At 71.0% G+C, this 13,789-nt stretch carries 18 protein-coding genes; 11 read left to right on the top strand and 7 right to left on the bottom strand.

The window, feature by feature from the left end:
* Positions 1 to 76: 76 nt before the first annotated feature.
* The 4 genes from ABH940_RS22385 to ABH940_RS22370 all read left to right on the top strand — a co-directional run bounded on the left by ABH940_RS22385 (position 77) and on the right by ABH940_RS22370 (position 1,538).
* Positions 77 to 202 carry a hypothetical protein gene (locus ABH940_RS22385; RefSeq protein ID WP_370106038.1) on the top strand — a complete coding sequence of 42 codons (126 nt, stop codon included), beginning with the start codon at positions 77 to 79 and terminating at the stop codon, positions 200 to 202.
* Between the two features lie 91 nt (positions 203 to 293).
* Positions 294 to 704: an SHOCT domain-containing protein gene (locus tag ABH940_RS22380; protein WP_370072999.1), complete on the top strand. Its 411-nt coding sequence runs from the start codon at positions 294 to 296 to the stop codon at positions 702 to 704.
* Positions 705 to 741: 37 nt separating this feature from the next.
* On the top strand, positions 742 to 1,164 hold the full coding sequence (locus ABH940_RS22375) for a DUF6325 family protein (RefSeq protein WP_370073000.1): 423 nt from the start codon (positions 742 to 744) through the stop codon (positions 1,162 to 1,164).
* Between the two features lie 158 nt (positions 1,165 to 1,322).
* Complete coding sequence (locus tag ABH940_RS22370; protein WP_370073001.1) at positions 1,323 to 1,538, top strand: SHOCT domain-containing protein; 216 nt, start codon at positions 1,323 to 1,325, stop codon at positions 1,536 to 1,538.
* A gap of 119 nt (positions 1,539 to 1,657) precedes the next feature.
* Here ABH940_RS22370 and ABH940_RS22365 read toward each other — a convergent pair whose 3' ends face one another.
* The gene (locus ABH940_RS22365) at positions 1,658 to 2,503 is read right to left on the bottom strand and encodes an SDR family oxidoreductase (RefSeq protein WP_370106037.1); all 846 of its coding nucleotides are present in this window, start codon (positions 2,501 to 2,503) and stop codon (positions 1,658 to 1,660) included.
* Between the two features lie 186 nt (positions 2,504 to 2,689).
* Between ABH940_RS22365 and ABH940_RS22360 the strand changes: the two genes are divergently transcribed.
* The 3 genes from ABH940_RS22360 to ABH940_RS22350 all read left to right on the top strand — a co-directional run bounded on the left by ABH940_RS22360 (position 2,690) and on the right by ABH940_RS22350 (position 4,465).
* On the top strand, positions 2,690 to 3,085 hold the full coding sequence (locus ABH940_RS22360) for a winged helix-turn-helix transcriptional regulator (RefSeq protein ID WP_370073003.1): 396 nt from the start codon (positions 2,690 to 2,692) through the stop codon (positions 3,083 to 3,085).
* A gap of 82 nt (positions 3,086 to 3,167) precedes the next feature.
* Positions 3,168 to 3,746, top strand: coding sequence for a TetR/AcrR family transcriptional regulator (locus ABH940_RS22355; RefSeq protein ID WP_370073004.1), 579 nt, complete (start codon positions 3,168 to 3,170; stop codon positions 3,744 to 3,746).
* Positions 3,747 to 3,781: 35 nt separating this feature from the next.
* Positions 3,782 to 4,465: a phosphatase PAP2 family protein gene (locus tag ABH940_RS22350; RefSeq protein ID WP_370073005.1), complete on the top strand. Its 684-nt coding sequence runs from the start codon at positions 3,782 to 3,784 to the stop codon at positions 4,463 to 4,465.
* Positions 4,466 to 4,489: 24 nt separating this feature from the next.
* On the opposite strand, the gene ABH940_RS22345 is transcribed toward ABH940_RS22350, so the two are convergent.
* Positions 4,490 to 5,098: a TetR/AcrR family transcriptional regulator gene (locus tag ABH940_RS22345; protein WP_370106036.1), complete on the bottom strand. Its 609-nt coding sequence runs from the start codon at positions 5,096 to 5,098 to the stop codon at positions 4,490 to 4,492.
* 290 nt (positions 5,099 to 5,388) lie between these two features.
* Between ABH940_RS22345 and ABH940_RS22340 the strand changes: the two genes are divergently transcribed.
* On the top strand, positions 5,389 to 6,738 hold the full coding sequence (locus ABH940_RS22340) for a D-arabinono-1,4-lactone oxidase (RefSeq protein WP_370073008.1): 1,350 nt from the start codon (positions 5,389 to 5,391) through the stop codon (positions 6,736 to 6,738).
* A gap of 19 nt (positions 6,739 to 6,757) precedes the next feature.
* On the opposite strand, the gene ABH940_RS22335 is transcribed toward ABH940_RS22340, so the two are convergent.
* From ABH940_RS22335 to ABH940_RS22325, 3 genes are all read right to left on the bottom strand, one after another.
* Positions 6,758 to 7,249, bottom strand: a complete 492-nt coding sequence (locus ABH940_RS22335; RefSeq protein ID WP_370106035.1) for a lysylphosphatidylglycerol synthase domain-containing protein — start codon at positions 7,247 to 7,249, stop codon at positions 6,758 to 6,760.
* A 50-nt stretch (positions 7,250 to 7,299) separates the two neighbouring features.
* Complete coding sequence (locus tag ABH940_RS22330) at positions 7,300 to 8,718, bottom strand: SdrD B-like domain-containing protein (RefSeq protein WP_370106034.1); 1,419 nt, start codon at positions 8,716 to 8,718, stop codon at positions 7,300 to 7,302.
* A gap of 181 nt (positions 8,719 to 8,899) precedes the next feature.
* Positions 8,900 to 9,157, bottom strand: coding sequence for a hypothetical protein (locus ABH940_RS22325; RefSeq protein ID WP_370106033.1), 258 nt, complete (start codon positions 9,155 to 9,157; stop codon positions 8,900 to 8,902).
* A 302-nt stretch (positions 9,158 to 9,459) separates the two neighbouring features.
* Between ABH940_RS22325 and ABH940_RS22320 the strand changes: the two genes are divergently transcribed.
* A complete protein-coding gene (locus ABH940_RS22320) occupies positions 9,460 to 10,185 on the top strand; it encodes a FadR/GntR family transcriptional regulator (protein WP_370106032.1) in 726 nt (241 codons plus the stop codon).
* Here ABH940_RS22320 and ABH940_RS22315 read toward each other — a convergent pair whose 3' ends face one another.
* Both ABH940_RS22315 and ligD (ABH940_RS22310) read right to left on the bottom strand, forming a co-directional pair.
* Positions 10,186 to 10,578, bottom strand: coding sequence for a hypothetical protein (locus tag ABH940_RS22315; protein ID WP_370106030.1), 393 nt, complete (start codon positions 10,576 to 10,578; stop codon positions 10,186 to 10,188).
* Between the two features lie 166 nt (positions 10,579 to 10,744).
* Complete coding sequence (ligD, locus tag ABH940_RS22310; RefSeq protein ID WP_370069372.1) at positions 10,745 to 11,644, bottom strand: non-homologous end-joining DNA ligase; 900 nt, start codon at positions 11,642 to 11,644, stop codon at positions 10,745 to 10,747.
* Positions 11,645 to 11,676: 32 nt separating this feature from the next.
* On the opposite strand from ligD (ABH940_RS22310), the gene ABH940_RS22305 reads away from it, so the two are divergent.
* Entirely contained in the window at positions 11,677 to 12,747 is a 1,071-nt protein-coding gene (locus tag ABH940_RS22305) for a Ku protein (protein ID WP_370069374.1), read from the top strand.
* 16 nt (positions 12,748 to 12,763) lie between these two features.
* On the top strand, positions 12,764 to 13,756 hold the full coding sequence (gene ligD / locus ABH940_RS22300) for a non-homologous end-joining DNA ligase (protein WP_370069376.1): 993 nt from the start codon (positions 12,764 to 12,766) through the stop codon (positions 13,754 to 13,756).
* Positions 13,757 to 13,789: the final 33 nt, after the last annotated feature.

Genomic DNA, 13,789 nt, shown 5'->3' with positions numbered 1-13,789 from the left:
TCCTTCCACTCAACGCCTCTCAGCCTGAAAGCACCAGCCCGGCGTCCAGGGGTACACGCAGTACCCGCTCAAGGGCGTGAGCATGCGCTACGGCTTCGACGACGCCCCGATCCCGACGGCCAAGCGCACCGCCCGCGCGAGCCCGCGCGAGCACGCGGGGGCACCGCGCACCATCTCGCTGATCCTCACCCGCTCGGGGTGAAGCGGCTTGACGAGACGCCTGCGCACGCTGGGCTCGGAACCCTCACGACCGCAACGTCGCAACGTGAGGTACGTCAGGCAGGAGCGAAGACATGAACGATGCGCTGATGAATCTGGCTTCGGGCTACCCACTGCTGAGCGTCTTCTGGACGATCATGATCATCTTCCTCTGGCTCCTGTGGTTCATGCTCCTGTTCCGCGTCATCGGAGACATCTTCCGTGACCACGAGCTCCACGGCGGCGGAAAGACCCTTTGGACGATCCTCGTGGTCATCGTGCCGTTCCTCGGTGTCTTCGTGTATCTCCTCGCCCGCGGCACGGGAATGCATGAGCGGGAGCTCCAGCGGGCTCAGCAGAGTCAGCAGGCGTTCCAGGCCTACGTCCGCTCCGCCGCGACCCAGACCAGCAGCACGGATGAGCTGGCCCGGCTCGCCGAACTGAAGAAACAGGGCGACCTCACTGACGAGGAGTACGAGCAAGCCAAGGCCAAGATCCTCGCCTGACGCGACCCGCGACCGCTGTGCGAAAGGAGCAAACGGCATGGATGTCGGCCCGGTCGAGTACATCGTCATCGCGTTCCCCGGAAACCGGTTCAACGGTGAGATCGTCCCGGAGGTGAATCGCCTCGTGGAGAACGGCACCGTCCGGATACTCGATCTGACGTTCATCAAGAAGGACAACGACGGCACTGTCACCTATGTCGAGCTTGATGCACTCGACCCTGAGGAGGCCTCGGCCTTCGACTCCGTCGACGGTGAGATAGACGGCCTGTTCAGCGAGGAGGACCTCGCCACGATCGCTGAGGACATCGTCCCCGGCTCCGCTGCTGCCCTGCTCGTCTGGGAGAACACCTGGGCCGCCGGGATCGCCGCCGCCATCCAGCGAGCCGGAGGTCTGCTGGTCCAGCACGAGCGGATACCGGCGCCTGTCTTCGCGCAGGCGTTGAGGGAGGCCGACGTGTGAGACGCGACAGCGCGACAGATCGTTGCCGCGGGCCTTGCACTGAAGGAGGAACAACCATGTTGCGTCGCCCAGTTGCTCGCGCCGGACGTCCCGGCGTCGTTGGTCTGGCGGCTCGCACGGCGGTCGTCGCAGGAACGGCGACAGCGGTGTCGGGGCGAGTGGCCAGACGCCAGGGTGAACAGGCGGCGGCCCAGCAGGCCGCCCAGAGCCCGGCCCCGGTCCCGGCGGACGTCCCGTCACCACCCGTACAAGCGCGCCCGGGTCTGACCGAGGCGGACATCAGCAGCCTCGAACGCCTGGCCCGCCTGCATGAGCAGGGCGTGCTCTCCGATGAGGAACTCTCCGCCGCGAAGGCGCGCGTCCTGGGGATCTGAGCAGGGCCGGGATCGGAGTGGTGTCCGAGAGGGGCAGCTGTGGGGTGCATGCCACGCTGCGCGAGCGTCGTGGCTCCGCGTTCGGAAGCCGACGCCGGACGGCAGGGGGCTTTCTGCTGCTACCTGAAGGCCGGGAGGTTGGCCGTGGCCCAGGCGGAGAAGGGGCGGGCGGGGCGGCCGAGGATGCGGCGGATGTCGGGGCTGACCTGCTGTTCCTGGGGGAGGGGGCGGCCGAGGATGTCGAGGGTGCCGTTGATGACCGCCTCCGGCATGAACCGCGAGAGGTGGTCCCGTGCCTGACTACGAGTCAGTTCAACGAAGGCGACCGGCTCGCCGAGGGCGGTGGCGAGGGATTCGGCCTGGTCGCGCGGGGTGATCGGCTCCGGGCCGGTCAGGACGTAGGTGCGCCCGTGATGGCCGTCCTCGCACAGGACGGCGCCGGCCGCGGCCGCGATGTCGGACGGGTCGACGACCGGGAGGGCCACGTCCCCGAACGGGGCGAAGACGGTGCGTCGCTCGCGGACCGACTCCGCCCAGGCGTAGGCGTTGGAGGCGAAGCCGCCCGCGCGCAGGATCGTGTACTGCAGACCGGAGTTGCGCACCGCTGCCTCGAACTCCCGCAGCCGTACGTGGGAGAGGGCCTCCGGCCGGGTCTCGTTGATCTGCGAGGAGAGCAGCACGACTCGCGTGACGCCGGCGTCACGCGCCGTGGCGAGCAGCACGTCGGCCGACTCGCCCGGCCCGTTGAGTTCGCCCGCCAGGAGGAGGAAGAGTGCCTCCGCGCCGTCGAGGACCGGGCGAAGACTCTCGAAGTCGGCCAGGTCGGCGCGGGCGTGGGTCACCCCGTCCGGCAGGTCGGTCGGGGTCTCGCGCCGCGATACGGCCACGACCTTCGCGCCCGCCGCGGCGAGCGAGGCGACGAGCGGACGGCCGACGTTCCCGGTGGATCCGGTCACAACGATCATGATGAGCTCCATGGTTTGTCGTGTGAGGGACGTGCGATGAGAGGTGCGACGAGAGGTGCGATGAGACGTGTGAGGGACGTGAGATGAGTCGTGGTTCGCCGGTTTTTGAAGCTAGCATCCTGAGTAAAGTAGGTACCTAGAGGAAAGTGACTGTCGCTGAGGAGAGTGGCTGTGCGGACCGCGTCCATGACGAACCCCCCGATGCCGGGCAAGCCCGTGCACACCGCTGGAGGTGGGGTGCAGGCGTGCCCGATCACGCCGGTTCTCGACATCGTCTTCAGCCGGTGGACGACGCCGATCCTGTGGACGCTCAACCAGTTCGGCCGGCAGCGCTTCGTCGAGCTGCACCGGAACATCGGCGGCATCACGGCCAAGGTGCTGACCCAGCGGCTGCGCCAACTGGAGCGCGACGGCCTGGTGGTGCGCACCTACTACCCGGAGGTCCCGCCGCGGGTCGAGTACGAGATCAGCGAGCTGGGGCAGAGCCTGGCGCCGCTGTTCGCCGCGCTGACCGAGTGGTCGGAGGGGCATCTGCCGCTGGTGGAGCAGGCCCGCGAGGCGTTCGATTCGGCGCAGGGGTAGCCGCGGCTCCACGACTCCACGACTGCACAGCGACCGTTCGACCGAAGCTCGACAGAAACTCTAGCGGTGCTAGAGTCTGTCCATGTCGATTCAGGCGCGCAGGGAGCGCGAACGAGCGGAGCGCGAGCGGTTGATCGTCACGGCGGCGCGGGAGCTCGCCGAGGCCGAGGGCTGGGACGCGGTCACCACGCGTCGGCTGGCGGCGGAGATCGAGTACAGCCAGCCGGTCCTCTACAGCCATTTCAAGGGCAAGGACGCCATCATGGCGGCCGTCGCCGTGGAGGGCTTCGCCGAGCTGGCGGCCGAGCTGCGTGCCGCGCGGCTGGGGGCCGGCAGCCCGCGAGCCGCGCTCATCGCGGTCGGGACGACGTACACCGCCTTCGCGCGGCGGCGACCTGCCCTCTACGACGCCATGTTCACGCACACCGTCGACCTGCCCTTCGCCACCCCGGAGGCCCCGGCCGCGCTGCGGGAGGGGTTCGGCGAACTGGTGCTGACCGTGCAGTCGCTGGCTTCTGACGAGGAGTCGGACATCCTCACGGAGACCCTCTGGGCGGGCCTCCACGGCCTGGTCACGCTGGTGCGCAGCGGCCGCCTCCCCGAGGAGGCGCACGAGCGCCGCCTGGCGCTGTTGATCGACCTCTTCGCGCCGGAGGCGTGAAGAGCGCGGTCGGACGGCTGTGCGAAACTCGCCCGGTGACGACGATCGACAAGCAGCAGCCCGCCCGGCAGGGCGCACCCGACGACGCGCCGGCCGACGCATCGCCGCAGGATGCATCGCAGGAGGTGCCGCACGACGCGCCGCTCTGGGCGCGGGGTGTGACGCGGGTGTTGGATCCGCAGAACGTGATCGTCGGCGTGCTGGTGCTGGTCGGGGCCGTCCGGCACGGCTGGGCAGGGGTCGGCTGGGCGCTGTTCGCGGCGGTGTTCGCCGGGGTGATCCCGCAGGGGATCATCACGCTGGCGATGCGGCGCGGCAAGGTCGCCGACCGCTACGTCGGGGATCGGGCCAAGCGGGCGAAGGTGCTGCCCGTGGTGCTGGTGTCGGTGGTGGTCGGGCTGGTGCTGATGGCCGTGCTCGGCGCGCCGCGCGAACTGATCGCGATGATTCTGGCGATGTTCGCGACCCTGGTTCCGATCATCGTCATCACCGCGGTGCTGAAGTGGAAGGTCTCCCTGCACACGGCCGTCTCCGGCGGTGCGGTGGCGATGCTGGGCGTCGCGCTCGGCGCGTGGTGGGCGCTCGGGTACCTCGTGGTCGGGTTGATCGCCTGGTCCCGCGTGGTGCTCAGGGATCACACGGTGGCGCAGACCATGGTGGGCGCGCTGCTCGGCGCGGTCGTCGCCGGACTCACCTTCCGGGCCACGGCCGGACTCTGACGTATCGTCAGTGAAGCAGGGCAGTCAGTCGGCCAACGGGCGGGTCAGGGCGGCCAGGTGGGCGGCGTAGGCGTCGAGCGCCGCGTGGGCCTCGGCGTCGTCGCGGTCGATCAACCAGTGCAGGGTGAGGCCGTCCAGGACGCTGAGGCCGTAACGGGCCAGTACCGGCAGCGGCAGTGCCCACTCGACACCGGCCAACTGGGCGGTGGCCTCCAGCGACTGGCGGTAGACGTCGAGGTAGTGCCGGTACTGACGGCGCGCCACCTCCGTGAGGCCCGGCTGACGCATGGCGTACTGGGTGAGCTCGTAGGTCAGTTGGTGCTCGTCCGGGCTGGCGGCGATCTGCGCCCAGTAGGCCCGCAGGGTGGCCTGGATGATCTCCGGCACCGGTGCGCCCTCGATCTCCACGGCCAGTGCGGTGGCGGGGGCCATCGCGCGGCGCATGATGCGCTCGACGACGCTGGTGAGCAGCTCCTCCTTGGAGCGGAAGCAGTAGTGGAACGCGCCGAGCGGCAGTCCGGCCTCGGCGACGACGGCGCGGGTGGTGGCCCCGGCGACCCCGTCGCGGATCATGATCCGGATCGCGGCCTCCAGCAGTTCCTCGCGGCGCTCGTCGGCGGAACGGCGGGTCATGCGGACTCCGGATTCGGTGGGGGGCGGGTTGGTTCGGTGCGTCAGGCCGGCATGTCGGCTCGGTCGGGTTCGGTTCGGTTCGGTGAAGGAAACCTATCCCACGGACTCCGGCTGCCGGGATAGAACTTGGTCAGGTGTCCAAGTCAAGGTCTCGGAACCTCTTGACTTGGACACCTGACCAAGTCCACGCTCTCTTCTGTTCCTCCGCACGGTGTGCTTTTCCCTTCGCGTGCCGTGCGGAGGACCGATCCCATCGGACTGATCCCGTCAAGACCTGGGAGGACTCCGGCATGACGAGCGAGTGGCGCAACTGGGCCGGCAACCAGCAGGCACGTCCGGCGCGGGTGCTGCGTCCGACGGACGTGACGCAGGTCGCCGACGCGGTCGCGGGCGCGGTGCGGGACGGTCGGCGGGTCAAGGCCGTCGGCGCCGGGCACTCGTTCTCCCCGGCCGCCGTCGCCCCTGGCGTACAGCTGCGGCTGGACGGGCTCGACGCGCTGGTCTCGGTCGACGCCGCCTCCGGGCTGGTCACCGTCGGCGCGGGGATGCCGCTGTGGAAGCTCAATCCGCTGCTCGCCGAGCACGGGCTGGCGATGGAGATCCTCGGCGACATCGACCGGCAGACCGTCGCCGGGGCGGTCTCGACCGGCACACACGGCTCCGGAGTCCGCTTCGGCAGTATTTCGACGCAGCTGCGCGCGTTGCAACTGGTCCTGGCCGACGGCGAGGTGGTCCGCTGCTCGCCGGACGTGCGGCCGGAGTTGTTCGCCGCCGCCCGGGTCGGGCTCGGCGCGCTCGGGATGATCACCGAGGTGACCTTGCAGTGCGTCCCGCGCTTCGCGCTGCGCGCCCACGACGCGCAGATGCCGGTGGCCGAGACGCTCGGCCGGATCGACGAACTCGCGGAGAGCAACGACCACTTCGAGTTCTTCTGGTTCCCGCACAGCGCGACGACGCTGACCCGCAGGTTCCAGCGGCTCCCCGGGGACGTGCCGTTGCAGCCGATCCCGGAGTTCGGCAGGAAGCTGGACGAGGCGCTCAGCGGGCAGGGGTTCGAGGCGCTGAACCGGCTGGGGACGCGGTTTCCGGCCCTGGTCCCGCCCATAGCCCGGTTCGCGGCACGGGCCATGTCGGGCCGTCAGTGGACCGACGTCTCCTACAAGGTGTTCGCCTCGGCCCGTGATGTCCGGTTCCGCGAGGGCGAGTTCTCCATCCCGCGCGAGCACGCGGCCTCGGCGCTGCGCGAGATCAAGCGCTGGGTCGACGGCAGCGGCGAGGGGATCTCCTTCCCGCTGGAGGTCCGGTTCACCGCGCCCGACGACATCTGGCTGTCCACCGCGCACGGCCGCGAGAGCTGCTACATAGCCTTCCACCAGTACCACCGGATGCCGCACCGCCGGTACTTCGAGGCCTGCCAGTCCATCCTCGGCTCCTTCGGCGGACGGCCGCACTGGGGCAAGATGCACAGCCTCGACGCCGACGTCCTGCGCACCCGCTACCCGCACTTCGACGACTTCGTCGCCCTCCGCGACAAGGTCGACCCGACGGGCGTCTTCGCCAACCCCTACCTCGACCACGTCCTCGGCATCGCCCCCGGCGCGGCCCCCGCCCCGGGCGGCCCGGCGGACATGCTCGCGTAGGTGGGGATGTGACGACGGCTCAGCCAGGCGGGTCGGGCGGACCGGTGTGGCGGGTCAGCAGGGCGAGGACGGTCCAGCCGACGGCCAGGAGCAGCCAGAAGCTGATCAGGCGGTAGACGAGGACGGCGGGCAGGGCCTGGTTGGCGGGCATGCCGGCGGCGGTCAGGGCGGTCAGGGCGGTCGCCAGGGTTGCCTCGACGATGCCGACGCCGCCCGGGGTCACACCGAGGCTGCCGGCGGTCTTGGCCAGGCAGTAGGCCAGCAGCAGTCCGCGCCACGGGAGCAGGCGGCGCTGGCTGCGCGCGAACGCGGTCATCGAGCCGAACTCGGCGAGGATCGCGAGCACGACCCACCACCACGTCAGATGCCCGAGGGTGGCCAGGCTCTCCCGCAGGAGGGGCACGGTCGCGAACGCCGCCGCGACGGCCGCGACCGCCGCGACGGCGAGAGCGGTGACGCCTGCCCGATGGGTGCGGGAGCGCGGCCCGGGAGGGGAGCTCGGCGGAGCCATCGACGTGGTCGTCCCTCCGATCCCGTCCCCTTCCAGGCCGCGCTACGCGATCAGCGACGGCTCCGGCGTCGGCGGGCGGCGCCGAGGGAGAGCCGGAGCCCGGTGCCTGCGGCGAGCAGCAGGAGTGAGGCCTCGACGGCCTCCGTCGGGTCGATGCCGCCGCCGGTCGCGGCCAGCTGCGGGCCGCCGTGCTCAGCGTGCTCGACGTTGTCGTCGGACGGGCGGTGGTGGCGGTGGCCGGCGGGCTTGCCCTCGACGTGGACGGGGATGACGCGGCGGCCGTAGCGGCCGTTGTGCTCGGTCAGGACGGTGACGGAGTCGTGGCCGGTGAAGCCCGGGCGGGGGATGTAGACCCAGCCACTGGGCGTGTCCTCGACCCGGCCGTGCTTCGGGGGGACGAGCACCTCGACGATCGCGGGCGAGTCCGGCAGCGGGATCGGGGCGCTTTGTTGGCCGGTCGCCGGTGGGGCGGTGACCTCCGGCGGGCAGGTGAGGGAGAAGTCCGCGTCGGTCACGTCGTGGTCGGTGACGTCGGCGGTGTGGTCGGTGGTCTGCGCATTGAGGCCGGTCGGGGTGTCCAGGTGGACCTTGTAGTCACCGGCGGCGACGTCGGGGAAGCTGTAGTCGCCGTTGGCGTCGGTCGTGGTGACGACGTGCCGGCCGTGGCTGTCGAGGACGGGCGTGCCGTCCGGATGACGGAGCTCCAGCGTCACCGGTCGGCCGTCCGGGCAGTCGATGTGGACGTGACCGCCCAGGTCGTGGCCGGTGTTGGCCACCCAGATCTGGTAGACCGGGTTGCCGGACTGGCGGGCGAAGGTGAAGCTGATCGACTCCACCGGCACGGTCGGCCGGAACCAGCCCGAGGCGCCGTTGGTATCGACGGAGTTGCCGCGCAGCGTCAAAGTGTCCGGATGCCACACCGGCAGGTCGCCGTCGATCTTGCCCGCGCAGACGCTCGGGACGGGCGAGACGCCGTTGCAGTAGTTGAAGGGCCCCTGCCAGCCGAGTTCGTCGGCGGAGAGCGGGACTCCGCCCGCGCCGGTGGCGGCGATGTGCACGCTGTCGGCGTCCACGTCGCCGAGGGTGAAGCCCCAGCCGAGCGGGGTGGGGGAGTGGAACCGCAGGGTGGTGACCGAGGGCGTGCGGCCGGCCGCGGTGTAGTCGAGCAGGTAGTCCTCACCGCGGGAGGAGCCGTAGACCTGGCCGAAGGGCGTGGCCGCGTTGAGGAAGGTGCTCGCGCCGTTGATCACCTTGGCGGGCGAGCCGTCGGTGGTCACCTTTGCGACGGGGAACCCGGTCTGAGGCAGCACCAGATCCCCGGTGCCGCCACTGACGTGCCACTGCCCGTAGCCGCTGCCGCTTGCGGCCGCCGCGAGGCCGGGGCCGACGGCGAGAACGGCTGCGGCGGCGACAGCGGTGGCCGCGGTGGTGTGGAGGTACCTGCGGAGGGTCCGGGCGCGGGAACGCACAGTGGGATCAGCCTTTCGGGCGGCGGCAGGGACACGTGCGCCGCAGCGTCCCGGCGGCAACCGGGCGCGTGCAGCGCATCTGACGTCGTGTCACACCGCGCGTCGCGCCATGCCGCCTGCCATCGGAGTGAACCGGCGCGGCCCAGCCGATTCACCCGATCGGACGCGTGGCCTGTCAGGACTACGACTGGCTGAAGCCGTCCGGCGGGGTGTCCTCGGGCCCGGCGTCCTCCTCGACGTCGAACTCGTCCTCGTCCTCGTTGAAATCGCTGGCGAGGGGCCACTTCCTGGCGATCTTCCCCAGCGCCGGACCGGGGACGAAGTACTGCTCGAAGTACCCGCAGTCGGTGCAGACGTAGTCATCCGAATCGGCCCGGGTGGAGAGCAGCCCGCTGATCCGGATCACCGGAGCCTGACCGCGGTATATCCCGCCGAACATGGTGTGTACCTCGGACGACCCGCACTTCGGGCAGATACCGGAACGCATGCGCGGGACCCTACACGGCCTCCCGCCCTGCGCTCAGAGCCGGTCGGAGGGGTTGGAGGGGGCGGAGGGGTCAGAGCGGGTCGGAGGCGGTCAGGGCCCGTGGACCCGCTGACCGGCATCAGCCGGGTCGGGCGACGGCGTACCGTCTGCCCGACGCCCTACCCTGTCCGGGTGGCCCCTCGCTCGTCCGCATGGGCGACCGATGGGCCGCCCGGCCCATCCGAACCCCGACGGCCCCGCAGGAGCAGCCGCACATGGCATTGACCGACGACGCGATCGAGAAGATCAAGTCCATGATCATCTCGGGTGAGCTGCAGGCGGGCGCGCGCCTCCCCAAGGAGGACGACCTGGCCCAGCGGCTCGGCCTGTCGCGCAGCTCCCTGCGCGAGGCGGTGCGCGCGCTGACGGCCATGCAGATCCTGGTCACCAAGCAGGGCGACGGCACCTACGTCTCCAGCCTGGAGCCGCACCTGCTGCTGCGGACGCTGTCGTTCGCCTCCGACGTCTCCCAGGGCGAGTCGGCACTCCAACTGCTCCAGGTGCGACGCCTGTTGGAGCCGTCCGCCACCGCGCTGGCGGCGACCCGGGTGACGGACGCGGACCTGGCCGCGCTGCGCGGGATCCTGGACCGCAGCCGCGCGGCGGTGGACGTGGAGGCGTTCATCGAGTGCGACATGGAGTTCCACCGCGCGCTGGTCGCGCTGGTGGAGAACCCGGTCCTGTCGATGCTGCTGGAGATCCTCTCCACCCAGACCCAGCGGGTCCGCATCCTGCGCGGCACCCGCGTCGGCCGTGCGATCGAGCACGTCCACCGCGAGCACGAGTCGATCCTCGCGGCCCTGGAGGCCCGCGACGCGCAACTGGCCGCCTCGGCCTCGGCCGTGCACGTCGCGGCGGTCGAGCAGTGGCTCGCCGAGAGCCTGCGCGAGGACCGCGACGAGCAGAACCGGTCCGAGCAGGTGCCGTCCGAGCAGGGCTGATCAGCTGGGCAGGCCGCTGGGCAGGCTGGTGGGCAGGTCGCTGGTCGAGACGTCCGTCGGCAGGCCGGACGGCAGGTCCGTCGGGAGCCCCGTCGGCAGCGCGGACGGGAAGCCGCTCGGGAGGATGCCCTTCAGCACGGTCTTCGTGGCCTCCTGGGAGAGCTGGGCGATCGTGGCGGGGGAGAGCCCCACGCACGCGGAGATCCCGAAGTTCACGGTGGCGCTCGCGCCGCTGCTCTGATCGTCCTTCAACTGCTGTACCAGCGCGGCCTCGCAGGACGAGGTGCTCGCCGCGCTCGGCGTGCCCCCGCCGCTGGAACTGCCGCCGCAGGCGGTGAGGCAGAGCGTGGCTGCGGCGGCGATTCCGGCCATGACGACAGTGGTGGTGCGCATGTGATCCCCCGTTGGTTGTACCGCACGTGTGCGCTGTGCGATGCAGTGCGTGTTCGGTACGGCGCTTGTCCGTACATCCGTCACCTTTTCATCTCACCGGCGCTCGACGCGAGTTGAATCCGCCCGCGTCACCCGTCCGGTGACGTGATGTGGACCACGCCGCGTCTCAGCTGTCCGGCAGCTCAGCCGCCGCTGCCGCGTCGTACAGGACGGCCGCGTGGTCCCCGGCCGAGGCGACGCGGGCGGCCACGGACTCCGGGGTGAAGGCGAGGTCGGCCGGGGAGGTGCAGCCGTCGACCTCGGGCCAGGTGAGCGGGGCGGAGGCGCCCGGGAGGTCGGTGTGGGTGGCACGCAGCGTGTAGGGCGCGGAGGTGGTCTTGGAGGTGGAGTTCTGGGACCAGTCCAGGAAGACCTTGCCGCGCCGCAGCGACTTGGTCATCCGGGCCACCACCAGCGACGGATACGCCGCCGCCAGCCGCTCCGCGAGGGCCTTGGCGTAGGCGACGACCACCGCCTCGGGGCTGGGCCGCAGCGGTGCGTACAGGTGCAGGCCCTTGACGCCGGAGGTGACCGGCACGCAGGCGAGGCCGTCGGCGGCGAGCTCCTCGCGGATCAGCAGGGCGACCCGGCAGCACTCGGTGATCGTCGCGCCCTCGCCCGGGTCGAGGTCGATGACGAGACGGTCGTGGGCGTCCCGGCCGCCGGTCACGGTCCACTGCGGGACGTGGATCTCCAGGCAGTACATGTTGGCCGCGGCGATCAGGCTGGGCGTGTCGTCCAGGACCAGGTGCTGGCGCGGCCCCTCCTTGCCGATCACGTCCACCACCCGCAGCCAGGACGGGCTGCCCGGCGGCACGTTCTTCGCCACGAAGAGCGGGCCGGTCATCCCCTCCGGTCCGCGCAGGAAGGAGGCCGGGCGGTCGCGCAGGTGCGGGACCATCGCCCCGGCCACGCGGGCGTAGTAGTCGATCATCTCGGCCTTCGACCAGGCGGGCCAGAGCACCTTGTCCAGATGGGACAGGAGGATCGCGCGCCCGTCGACCTGCACGGGTACCTTTCCGGGCATAACGTGTGAATACCCCGGGAAAGGTGCAGGTCATGCCTCGCAGTGTGTGGACGGGCAGCATCACGTTCGGGCTGGTGTCGGTGCCGGTCAAGCTCTATCCCGCCACCGACACGCATTCCGGCCCCGTCCTCCATCAGGTCCACCAGGAGGACGGTTCACGCGTTCGGCTGAAGCGTTTCTGCGAGGCCGAGGACCGCGAGGTCGAGTACGGCGAGATCGCCAAGGGCTGGGACGCCTCGGACGGACGCGTCGTCGTCCTCACCGACGCGGACATGGCCGAACTGCCCGTGCCCAGCAAGAAGATCATCGATGTGGTCGCCTTCCTCCCCGCCGAGGAGATCGACCCGCTGCGCTGGGACAGCCCCTATTACGTGGGTCTCGGCGACAAGGCCCCGGCCAAGCCGTACGCGCTGCTGCGCGAGGCGCTGCGCGCGTCCGGGCAGGTGGCGGTCACGAAGATCACCATGCGCTCGCGCGAGTCGCTGGCGATCCTCCGGGTCCAGGACGAGCTCATGGTGCTGCAGACCATCCGCTGGGCCGACGAGATCCGCTCGACCGAGGGCCTCGGGCCCGAGGAGGACGTCGACCTGCGCCCGCAGGAGCTGGCCATGGCCCGCTCGCTGATGGAGACCCTCTCCGAGGGCTTCGACCTGGACGCGGAGAAGGACTCCTACGTCGTCGCACTGGCCGAGTTGATCAAGGCCAAGGCGGAGGGTGCGACCCCGGTCCACGTCCCCGTCGCCGAGGGCGGCGCGGAGGTGATCGACCTGATGGCCGCGCTAAAGTCCAGCGTGGCGGCGGCCAAGGCGCAGCGCGGCGAGTCCGCTGCGGACGACGACGCGGCGGAGGACGACGCGTCGGCGGCCCGCAAGACCGTCCCCGCGCGCAAGGCCACGGCGTCGTCCGGCACGGCCAGGACCAGCAAGGACGCGAACGCGAAGAAGTCGGTCTCCGGCACCCGGACCAGCAGCAGGACGCCTTCGTCGTCGGCGAAGGCGACGAAGACGACGGCGGCGAGGACGGCGACGAAGAAGACCGCGGCCAAGTCCACGGCCAAGTCCACAGAGTCTGCCAAGAAGAGCGCGCCCAGGCGCGCGTCCTGATCGGACCGGTCCTCTCATGGCTGCCCGCCCCCGCACCCCCGTCGCGCTGCCCGCCTACACGCCCATGCTGGCGACCACCGCGCCGCTGCCCCGCGACGTGTCGCACTGGGCCGCCGAGGTGAAGTGGGACGGGATGCGGGTGCTCGTCTACGTCCCCGGCGACGGCACGGTCACCGTCCGCTCGCGCACCGGCGGAGACGCCACCGAGCGCTACCCGGAGCTGACCGGCGTCGCCGAACTGCTCGGCGACCGCGCGGCGGTGCTGGACGGCGAGGTGGTCGCGCTCGGCGCGGACGGCGCGCCCAGCTTCGGCGCGCTGCAGGAGCGGATGAGCCTGCGCCGCCCGGCGCAGATCCAGGTGGCCCGGCATGACACCCCGGTCACGCTGATGGCCTTCGACCTGCTGAACGCGGGCGGCCACGACCTCACCCACGAGCCCTACACCCGACGCCGCACGCTGCTCACCGAACTCGGCCTGGACGAGGGCCCGGTGCGCACCCCGCCGTCCTGGATCGGCGACCTGGGCGCGGCGGTGGAGTGGACCGAGGCCTACGGCATCGAGGGCATCGTGGCCAAGCGGCTCGACTCCCTCTACCAGCCGGGACACCGCTCGCGGGCGTGGATCAAGCACAAGCACCGCCGACACGTCGACGTCCGCGTCGGCGGCTGGCTGGCCAACGAGCGCGGCGAGCTGCGCAGCGTCCTGGTCGGCCTGCCGGAACCGCGCGGCCTGCGCTACCTCGGCGCGGTCGGCTCCGGCATGGGCGTCAACGAGGCCGCCGACCTGGCGGAAGTCCTGCGCAGCCTGGAACTCGACCGCTCTCCCTTCGTCGCCACACCGACCGACCTCGGCCGCCCCGACTCCACCGTCCACTGGGCCTCCCCGGCCCTGGCCGCGGAGGTCGAGTACGCGGAACTGACGGCAGGCGGGATCCTCCGTCAACCGGTCTGGAAGGGCCTGCGCGAGATCACGCCTCCCGCGGAACTCCCGGACGAGCCCAGGTTCTGACGCTCAGTCATCTTGTGTGGCGGGGTCACCTCG

The sequence above is a fragment of the Streptacidiphilus sp. BW17 genome (genome assembly GCF_041262485.1).
In the GTDB taxonomy this organism is placed as follows: Bacteria; Actinomycetota; Actinomycetes; order Streptomycetales; family Streptomycetaceae; genus Streptacidiphilus.
The sequence above is the reverse complement of the archived record's forward strand: the minus strand, read 5'-3'. Positions and strand labels throughout refer to the sequence as shown.

Coding starts and splice junctions, on each gene's coding strand:
- ABH940_RS22320 (WP_370106032.1), top strand. CDS start 9,460: ATGGCATTGACCGACGACGCGATCGAGAAGATCAAGTCCATGATCATC.
- ABH940_RS22305 (WP_370069374.1), top strand. CDS start 11,677: ATGCCTCGCAGTGTGTGGACGGGCAGCATCACGTTCGGGCTGGTGTCG.
- ligD (WP_370069372.1), bottom strand. CDS start 11,644: ATGCCCGGAAAGGTACCCGTGCAGGTCGACGGGCGCGCGATCCTCCTG.
- ABH940_RS22315 (WP_370106030.1), bottom strand. CDS start 10,578: ATGCGCACCACCACTGTCGTCATGGCCGGAATCGCCGCCGCAGCCACG.
- ABH940_RS22380 (WP_370072999.1), top strand. CDS start 294: ATGAACGATGCGCTGATGAATCTGGCTTCGGGCTACCCACTGCTGAGC.
- ABH940_RS22355 (WP_370073004.1), top strand. CDS start 3,168: ATGTCGATTCAGGCGCGCAGGGAGCGCGAACGAGCGGAGCGCGAGCGG.
- ABH940_RS22340 (WP_370073008.1), top strand. CDS start 5,389: ATGACGAGCGAGTGGCGCAACTGGGCCGGCAACCAGCAGGCACGTCCG.
- ABH940_RS22325 (WP_370106033.1), bottom strand. CDS start 9,157: ATGTTCGGCGGGATATACCGCGGTCAGGCTCCGGTGATCCGGATCAGC.
- ABH940_RS22335 (WP_370106035.1), bottom strand. CDS start 7,249: ATGGCTCCGCCGAGCTCCCCTCCCGGGCCGCGCTCCCGCACCCATCGG.
- ABH940_RS22365 (WP_370106037.1), bottom strand. CDS start 2,503: ATGATCGTTGTGACCGGATCCACCGGGAACGTCGGCCGTCCGCTCGTC.
- ligD (WP_370069376.1), top strand. CDS start 12,764: ATGGCTGCCCGCCCCCGCACCCCCGTCGCGCTGCCCGCCTACACGCCC.
- ABH940_RS22360 (WP_370073003.1), top strand. CDS start 2,690: ATGACGAACCCCCCGATGCCGGGCAAGCCCGTGCACACCGCTGGAGGT.
- ABH940_RS22375 (WP_370073000.1), top strand. CDS start 742: ATGGATGTCGGCCCGGTCGAGTACATCGTCATCGCGTTCCCCGGAAAC.
- ABH940_RS22345 (WP_370106036.1), bottom strand. CDS start 5,098: ATGACCCGCCGTTCCGCCGACGAGCGCCGCGAGGAACTGCTGGAGGCC.